At 66.1% G+C, this 8,667-nt stretch carries 9 protein-coding genes; all 9 read left to right on the top strand.

What is annotated here, in order from left to right:
• On the top strand, window positions 1–941 hold a 941-nt coding region (locus H0W40_RS17670), incomplete at its 5' end, for a 4Fe-4S dicluster domain-containing protein (protein ID WP_292448873.1).
• Between the two features lie 36 nt (window positions 942–977).
• Window positions 978–1,601 carry a molecular chaperone TorD family protein gene (locus tag H0W40_RS17665; protein ID WP_292448871.1) on the top strand — a complete coding sequence of 208 codons (624 nt, stop codon included), beginning with the start codon at window positions 978–980 and terminating at the stop codon, window positions 1,599–1,601.
• 227 nt (window positions 1,602–1,828) lie between these two features.
• Window positions 1,829–2,050: a formate dehydrogenase gene (locus H0W40_RS17660; RefSeq protein ID WP_292448868.1), complete on the top strand. Its 222-nt coding sequence runs from the start codon at window positions 1,829–1,831 to the stop codon at window positions 2,048–2,050.
• Window positions 2,051–2,062: 12 nt separating this feature from the next.
• Window positions 2,063–5,029, top strand: coding sequence for a formate dehydrogenase subunit alpha (locus tag H0W40_RS17655; RefSeq protein WP_292448865.1), 2,967 nt, complete (start codon window positions 2,063–2,065; stop codon window positions 5,027–5,029).
• A gap of 31 nt (window positions 5,030–5,060) precedes the next feature.
• Window positions 5,061–5,705, top strand: coding sequence for a formate dehydrogenase FDH3 subunit beta (gene fdh3B / locus H0W40_RS17650; protein WP_292448864.1), 645 nt, complete (start codon window positions 5,061–5,063; stop codon window positions 5,703–5,705).
• Entirely contained in the window at window positions 5,702–5,950 is a 249-nt protein-coding gene (locus tag H0W40_RS17645) for a hypothetical protein (protein ID WP_292448862.1), read from the top strand. The genes fdh3B and H0W40_RS17645 overlap by 4 nt, the downstream gene beginning before the upstream one ends.
• Before the next feature lie 30 nt (window positions 5,951–5,980).
• Window positions 5,981–7,102: a formate dehydrogenase subunit gamma gene (locus H0W40_RS17640; protein ID WP_292448859.1), complete on the top strand. Its 1,122-nt coding sequence runs from the start codon at window positions 5,981–5,983 to the stop codon at window positions 7,100–7,102.
• Window positions 7,103–7,128: 26 nt separating this feature from the next.
• Entirely contained in the window at window positions 7,129–7,461 is a 333-nt protein-coding gene (locus H0W40_RS17635; RefSeq protein WP_292448857.1) for a hypothetical protein, read from the top strand.
• Window positions 7,462–7,610: 149 nt separating this feature from the next.
• A complete protein-coding gene (locus H0W40_RS17630; protein ID WP_292448856.1) occupies window positions 7,611–8,468 on the top strand; it encodes a formate dehydrogenase accessory sulfurtransferase FdhD in 858 nt (285 codons plus the stop codon).
• The last annotated feature ends 199 nt before the right edge of the window (window positions 8,469–8,667 follow it).

The following is an 8,667-nucleotide window of genomic DNA, read 5'->3' as shown; positions in this document are numbered from 1 at the left end:
TGCCGGCGCGTACCGGCACGGCGGCGTCGGTGCTGGCGCGTCTGGGCCTTCCCGGCGGCGCGGCGTTGCGCGCACAGAGCGCCACCGCCACAGTGCGTGGCGTGCCGGCGCATGTGATGCCGGTCGATCTGTTCCACACCGCCTCGGTCGGCCTCGACCTCTGGCTCGCCGCGATCGCCTACGGCGCTTCGGCCGTTTGGGTTCTGATGACCGACGAGGAAGCGCCCGCCTACCGCGAGGCGGTCGCCGCCCAGCTCGGCGTCGGCCAAGCCATCCTCGCCGGCCTGGGCTACAGCGGCCGGCACCTGCAGCTCGTCACCGCCAGCGATGTGGCTGCACTCGACGCGGCCCTCAACGAGGCGCCGACCGGAGCAGGGCAGACCGTTTCCCAACCAGCCGCCTTCGCAGTGCAGGCGGACAAGCGCGCCACCCTCGAGCTGGCCATCGACCATCTCCTGGCGCAGGCGCCGCAAAAGGCCGAGGCCATCGCCTTGCCCGCCGCCTCGCCGTTCGGCAGCCTGCGCATCGACACTGCGAAGTGCACGATGTGCCTGAGTTGCGTGGGCGCCTGCCCCGAGAGCGCACTCGGCGACAACCCCGATCGCCCGCAGCTCAAGTTCACCGAAAAGAACTGCGTGCAGTGCGGCCTGTGCGTGGGCACCTGCCCCGAGAACGCGCTGGCCCTGGAGCCGCGCTTGTGGCTGGCCGATGGCGGCAAGGCGCGCAAGCAGCCGCGCGTGCTGCACGAGATGCAGCCCTGGTCGTGCGTCAAGTGTGGCAAGCCCTTCGGCACGCACGGGGCGATCGAGGCGATGCTCGGCAAGCTGGCCGGCCACTCGATGTTCCAGGGCGCGGCGCTCGAGCGCCTGAAAATGTGCGGCGATTGCCGCGTCATCGACCTGCACACGAACCCCGATGAAGTTCGCATCACCGATCTTTGAGCCGTCCCTCGAGCGATCCGCCGGAGCCCCTTGTTCATGAAGCCACAGCCTTTGCAGTTCAGCACCCCCGACGACCGCGAGGAGCTGGCACGCGCCGAGGTGTACGGCCTGCTCGCGCAACTGTTCATCGCCGCACCGGCCGCTGAGTTCTACGAACAGTTGCGCGTGGCGCCGACCGAGGCGCCCACGCCCGGCGCCTTTCTCGAGTCGAGCTGGGGCACGCTGGTGGCGACCGCCCGGCGCTTGCCGCTGGAGACGGTCGCGACCGAGTACGACGCCTTGTTTCAGGGCATCGGCAAACCCGAGATCTTCCTGTACGGCTCCTTCCATCTGGCCGGCGCCATCAACGACAAGCCGCTGGTGCAGCTTCGCCACGATCTGCGCGCTCTCGGGCTCGAGCGAATCAATGCGGCCGGGGAAACCGAGGATCACATCGCCAGCCTGTGCGAAGTCATGCGCTTCCTGATCGCCGGCGACGACCCTGTGCTCGGTTCGCTTGCGGCGCAAAAGCGCTTTCACTCGGACCATCTCGCCGGCTGGACCGAGCGCCTGTGCGAACAGATCGCCGGCCATGGGCGGGCCGACTTCTACCGCGATGCGGCGCTGTTCGCGCGTGACTTTTTCGCGGTCGAGCGCCAGGCGTTCGACCTGTTGGAGTGAGCAGACGCCAGTGCGCGGTTTGTTCGAGCCGCGAGCCTCGAGAGCCGACGGGGGCGGGGCAGGTCGTTCGAGCCGGCTGCCTGCCGGTGGACGACCCGGCGCGGTGTGGCGCGCAGCTCATTGCAGCGAACTACGGTCGAACCCCATTGACTCGAGGTAAGTGTCGCGCTTGAATGTATACATATGCAGGCATTGCAGAGTTCAATCCCCAGCTTGTGGAGATGTCCATGACCAAAACCGTCAAATCTTCCGCCGCGCCCGTTGCGCGTCGCGGCCTGCTAATCGGTGCCGGCGTCGCCGGTGCTACAGCCGTTGTCGCAGGCAAGCTGAGCGCCGTCGCGCCCGCGGCGACGGAGGTTTCGGCTGCCGGAGCGGCGCTGGCCGACACCCCGTCGGGCTACCGCGTCACTGCGCACGTCCAGCGCTATTACCAAACCACCAAAATCTGAGCCGGAGGCCCTATGTTGCTCACGCGCAAGTCGCCTGAAGCGGGCTTCGGCTCGCCTGTTTCCTCGCTGGTTTCCAGCCTGTCGCGCGGCGTTTCCCGCGCCATTCCCACCATGGACCGGCGTGCCTTTCTGCGCCGTTCGGGGCTGGGGGTAGGCGCCGGTCTCGCCGCTGGTCAGCTCACGCTGATGCGCAAGGCGCAGGCCGCCGACGAGGTCAAGGGCGCCGATGCCGGCGCGGGCCAGGTTTCGGTGCGGCGCACGGTGTGTGGCCACTGTTCGGTGGGCTGCGCGGTCGATGCGGTGGTCGAGAACGGCGTGTGGGTCCGCCAGGAGCCGGTGTTCGATTCGCCGATCAATCTGGGCGCGCACTGCGCCAAGGGCGCTGCACTGCGCGAGCACGGCCGCGGCGAATACCGGCTGAAGTACCCGATGAAGCTGGTGGGCGGCAAGTACGAACGCATCACCTGGGATCAGGCGCTCGACGAGATCAGCGCCAAGATGCTGGAGCTCAAGAAGGCGAGCGGCCCGGACTCGGTGTTCATCGTCGGTTCGAGCAAGCACAACAACGAGCAGTCGTACCTGATGCGCAAGTGGGTGAGCCTGTGGGGCAGCAACAACTGCGACCACCAGGCCCGCATCTGCCACTCCACCACGGTCGCGGGCGTCGCCAATACCTGGGGTTACGGGGCGATGACCAACTCCTACAACGACATGCAGAACAGCAAGGCTGCGATGTACATCGGCAGCAACGCTGCCGAGGCGCATCCGGTGTCTCTGCTGCACATGCTGCATGCCAAGGAGAACGGCTGCAAGATGATCGTGGTCGATCCGCGCTTCACGCGCACGGCCGCCAAGGCCGACGCCTACGTGCGCATCCGTTCGGGCTCCGACATTCCCTTCCTGTTCGGCGTGCTGCACCAGATCTTCAAGAACGGTTGGGAAGACAAGCAGTACATCAACGATCGCGTCTACGGCATGGACAAGGTCCGTGAAGACGTGATGGCCAAGTGGACGCCCGACAAGGTCGAGGAGGCCTGCGGCGTCGATGAGGCCACCATCTACATGGTCGCGGAAACGCTGGCGAAGAACCGCCCCAGCACCATCGTGTGGTGCATGGGTCAGACCCAGCACTCGATCGGCAACGCGATGGTGCGCGCCTCCTGCATTCTTCAGCTGGCACTCGGCAACATCGGCGTGTCGGGCGGCGGCGCCAACATCTTCCGCGGCCACGACAACGTGCAGGGCGCCACCGACGTCGGCCCCAACCCCGATTCGCTGCCCGGCTACTACGGCCTGGCCGAAGGTTCGTGGAAGCACTACGCCACGGTCTGGGGCCTCGACTACGAGTGGATCAAGGCGCAGTACGCGCCGGGCATGATGACCAAGCCTGGAATGACCGTCTCGCGCTGGATCGACGGCGTGCTCGAAGACAACGAACTGATCGATCAGGACAGCAACCTGCGCGGTCTGTTCTTCTGGGGCCACGCCCCGAACTCGCAGTCGCGCGGGCTCGAGATGAAAAAGGCGATGGACAAGCTCGACCTGCTGGTCGTGGTCGATCCGTACCCCTCGGCCACCGCGGCCATGGCGGCAATGCCGGGCAAGCCCGAGGAGCTCAACCCAAACCGCGCGGTCTATCTGCTGCCCGCGTGCTCGCAGTTCGAGACCAGCGGATCGGTCACGGCGTCGAACCGCTCGCTGCAATGGCGCGAGAAGGTCATCGAGCCGCTCTGGGAGAGCCGCACCGACCACATGATCATGTACCAGCTCGCCGAGAAGCTCAATTTCGGCAAGGAACTGGTCAAGAGCATGAAGCTGGTCGCCGGCAAGGGCGGCATGATGGAGCCCGAGCCCGAGTCGATGCTGCGCGAGATCAACCGCAGCAACTGGACCATCGGGTACACCGGCCAGAGCCCGGAGCGCCTGAAGGCCCACATGCGCAACATGCATGTGTTCGACGTCAAGACCCTGCGCGCCAAGGGCGGCATCGACAAGGAAACCGGCTACAAGCTCGACGGCGATTACTTCGGCCTGCCGTGGCCGTGCTACGGCACGCCCGAGATCAAGCACCCGGGCTCGCCGAACCTGTACATGACCACGCGGACGATGATGGAGGGCGGCGGCAACTTCCGCGCCAACTTCGGCGTCGAGCGTGACGGCGTCAACCTGCTGGCCGAGGACGGTTCGCACAGCAAGGACTCCGAGATCACCACCGGCTATCCGGAGTTCGACCATGTGCTGATGAAGAAACTCGGCTGGTGGGACGACCTCACCGAAGCCGAGAAGAAGGGCGCCGAAGGCAAGAACTGGAAGACCGACCTGTCTGGCGGCATCCAGCGCGTGGTAATGGCGCACAACTGCCACCCGTGGGGCAATGCCAAGGCGCGTGCACTCGTCTGGAACTTCCCCGACCCTGTTCCGCAGCACCGCGAGCCGCTCTATTCGACCCGCCCGGATCTGGTGGCCAAGTACCCCACGCACGACGACAAGAAGGCCTTCTGGCGCCTGCCGACCCTGTTCAAGACAATTCAGGACAAGAACAAGGACATCGGCAAGGACTTCCCGCTCATCATGACCAGCGGACGGCTGGTCGAGTACGAAGGCGGCGGCGAGGAGACTCGCTCGAACCCCTACCTGGCCGAGTTGCAGCAGGAGATGTTCGTCGAGATCAACCCGAGAGCGGCCAACGATCGCGGCATCCGCAACGGCGACGACGTGTGGGTCAAGTCGCCGACCGGCGCGCGCCTGAAGGTCAAGGCCATGGTGACGGAGCGGGTCAACCACGAGACGGTATTCCTGCCCTTCCACTTCTCCGGCCACTGGCAGGGCGTGGATCTGGCGCCGTACTACCCGGCGGGCGCGATGCCGGTGGTGCGTGGCGAGGCGGTCAACACGGCGACCACGTACGGCTACGACAGCGTGACGATGATGCAGGAGACCAAGACCTCGCTGTGTCAGATCGAGAAGTACGCCGCCTGATCACGAAAAAACCAGACCTCCGGAGATCGACATGGCAAGAATGAAATTCATCTGCGACGCCGAGCGCTGCATCGAATGCAACGGTTGCGTCACCGCCTGCAAGGCCGAGCACGAAGTGCCCTGGGGCGTGAACCGCCGACGCGTGGTCACGCTCAACGACGGCGTGCCCGGCGAGCGCAGCATCTCGGTGGCCTGCATGCACTGCTCCGACGCGCCCTGCATGGCGGTGTGCCCGGTCGATTGCTTCTACCGCACCGACGACGGCGTGGTGCTGCACGACAAGGACACCTGCATCGGCTGCGGCTACTGCTCCTACGCCTGCCCCTTCGGCGCGCCGCAGTTCCCGACCAACGGCACCTTCGGCCTGCGCGGCAAGATGGACAAGTGCACCTTCTGCGCCGGCGGCCCCGAGGCCAACGGCTCCGAAGCAGAGTTCGAAAAGTACGGCACCAACCGCCTGGCCGAAGGCAAGCTGCCGGCCTGCGCCGAGATGTGCTCGACCAAGGCGCTGCTCGGTGGCGACGGCGACGTGGTGGCCGACATCTTCCGCACCCGCGTGATGCAGCGCGGCAAGGGCTCCGAGGTCTGGGGCTGGGGCACCGCCTACGGCCAGCCCCCGGCTGGCGCGAACGGCAAGCCCGGTGCGCAATCCAAGGCGGAGGGCGTCAAGTCATGAAGCGCCTGACGATCGGTCAAAAACTGGGCACGGTGGTGCTCGGGCTCGCGGCGCTCGGCCTGGCCGGCTGTGGCGAAGAGCCCCAGCAGGGCACGCAGGCGGAACGCAAGGTCGACACGCAGGTCTGGGACGGCGCCCAGGCCAAGTACACCGACCAAGGCTGGAAAGCGGGCGACCGTGCGAGTTGGGAGCGCCACCTGAAGCAGCGCACCCTGCGACAGAACGAATATCTGCGTGTCCGTTGAGTCGCGCGACAACGCCTGAGGACCGCCACGATGAGAACCATCCCGAGGTTACTGGCCGCTTGTTTGTTGGCCATGCTGGCCAATACCGCCGCAGCCCAGTACGACGCCGGCGCCCCGAGCGCAACGCCATCAACGCCTACGGCGACCGACGAAGCGCGGCTCAATGAAACCAACGCCGAACGTGCCGAGAGCCAGCCCGGCAACAACGCGCCCTTCTGGCGCGGCGTTCGCGAGTCGGGCGAAGACCCGGGCTATAGCAGCCTGCCGGGCGCCGAGAAAGGCGTGCTGATCCAGGAGTTCGTGCAATACCCGGGTTCGCGTTTCACCACGGCCGGCGAGGCGTGGCGGCAGGTGCGCAACAACTGGATCATTCCGTATGGCGGTGCGCTGCTGTTGATCGTCGTCGTTGCGATCGGCCTGTTTTATGTGGCCAAGGGCGCGATCGGTCTGCATGGCAAGGAAACCGGCAGGGTAATCGAGCGCTTCACCTACTTCGAGCGCGCGGCGCACTGGACCAACGCGATCGCGTTCGTGTGCCTGGCGATCTCGGGCATCGTGATGGCCTTCGGCAAGTTCTTTCTGCTGCCGATCATGGGAGGCACGCTGTTCGGCTGGCTCACCTATGCGCTCAAGAACCTGCACAACTTCGCCGGGCCGGTGTTCGCCGTCTCGCTGACCGTCGTGTTCCTGACCTTTCTGCGCAGCAACTGGGTGCGCCGAGAGGACATCACCTGGCTCAAGAAGGGCGGTGGCATGCTGTCCGGCAAAGAAGTGCCGTCGGGCCGCTTCAATGCCGGCGAGAAGCTGGTTTTCTGGGGCGGCGTGCTGTTCCTCGGGCTGATCGTCGTCGGCTCCGGCCTGGTGCTCGACAAGCTGATTCCCGGCATGGCCTACACGCGCGGCGACATGCAGATCGCCAACATGGTGCATGGTGTGGCTTCGGTGGCCATGATGTGCGTGTTCCTCGGCCACATCTACATCGGCACGCTCGGGATGAAGGGTGCGTACAAGGCCATGCGCACTGGCTATGTCGACGAAACCTGGGCGCGCGAGCACCACGAGTATTGGTACGACGACATCAAGGCCGGCAAGATTCCGGCCCAGCGCTCGGCGAATTCGCCGGCAGACGGCAAACCGCAGGCCGCGGTGTGACTTTGAAGACTCAACGGAGAACGCAGATGCGTGCACCTCGACTCAGCGCCCTGTTCATTGCCGCAGCCTTTGCGGGGGCCGCCATGGCCAAACTGCCGGCTCCGAGCCCGGAGGCCGCAGCGAAGGCGGCCGAAACCAAGGACAAGGCAGCCTGGGCTTCCCAGGTCGCGGCTTACCAACTCTGCAAATCGCAGGAAGCGACCGTCACGCGCTACCAAGCCGACGCCAGCAAGGCTGGCCGCGACGTGAAGCCCGGCGCGGCGGGAGCGGCCTGCACCGATCCGGGCCCTTACGCTCCCAAGCCGGCGGCACCGGCGGCCGCGGCCACTCCCGCCTCGGCACCGGATAAGAAGTCCTGAAGCGCGAAGCCTCACGCGAGACAAGCCGCCTGCGGGCGGCTTGTTTGTTTGTTGCTCTCAATGAGCCTTGCCGTCTGTGCGAAGCACTCTCGCTGCTGCTTTGCGGCCGCCCCGAGTGCGGTGCGGCATCGCTTGTGTAGAGTGCGTGGATGAAGCCTGAAATCTTCCTGACCGACACTCGAAGCCCTCTGACGCAGGAGGTCGAGGTGCTCGACGAGCACGGCCAGCGCCGGCGCATCTCGATCCCGGCCGAGCGGGCGCTCACCGTGTTCGTCGACCGGCGCGAACTGGTCACGCTGATGACCCTCGGTGCGGCGCCCGAGCTGCTGGTCATCGGTTACCTGCGCAACCAGCGCCTGATCGACGCCATCGACGATATCGAGTCGGTGACGGTCGACTGGGATGTCGCTGCCGCAGCCGTCAAGACGCGGCGCGGCATCGACCGCTTCGAGGAAAAGACCGCCAAGCGGGTGGTCACCACCGGCTGCGGCCAGGGCACCGTGTTCGGCAGCCTGATGGACGAGCTCGACCGCGTCGAGTTGTTGCCGCCGACCGACCCCGCTGGCCGCCTGGACCAGGCCACGCTCTACGGCCTGCTCGAAGCCATGCGCCGCCAGGAAAGCACCTACAAGTCGGCCGGTTCAGTGCACGGCTGCGCGCTGTTTCGCCGCGATGAACTGCTGACCTTCGTGGAAGACGTAGGCCGCCACAACGCCATCGACACCATTGCCGGCTGGATGTGGCTGCACGGCATCGATGGCCGCGACAAGATCTTCTACACCACAGGACGCCTGACCAGCGAGATGGTCATCAAGTCGGCGCAAATGGGCGTGGCCGTGGTCGTCTCGCGCTCGGGTATCACGCAGATGGGACACGAGCTGGCCACCAAGCTCGGCCTGGCGTTGTTCGGCCGCGCGACCAATCGACACTTCATCTGCTACAGCGGTTTCGAGCGCTTCGACTCGCAGCCGGAGATCGCCCGACCCGCACCCGTGATGCCGGCGTGAGCGCGTGTTCGTCGGCGCCCGGTGGAGCACGGCGGTCGCGCGCTGTATACAGCGATCAGCTCGTGGCGGTGCCTAGCAGCCCCTGGCTCTCGCAGCCGCCTGCCTGCCTACAATCTCGCGCAGCACCGGAAACGCAATGAGCATCAAGAGCGACAAATGGATCCGCCGCATGGTCGAGCAGACCGGCATGATCGAGCCC

Origin of the sequence: Methylibium sp. (assembly GCF_013817345.1) — a bacterium.
GTDB lineage: Bacteria > Pseudomonadota > Gammaproteobacteria > Burkholderiales > Burkholderiaceae_C > Methylibium.
The sequence above is the reverse complement of the archived record's forward strand: the minus strand, read 5'-3'. Positions and strand labels throughout refer to the sequence as shown.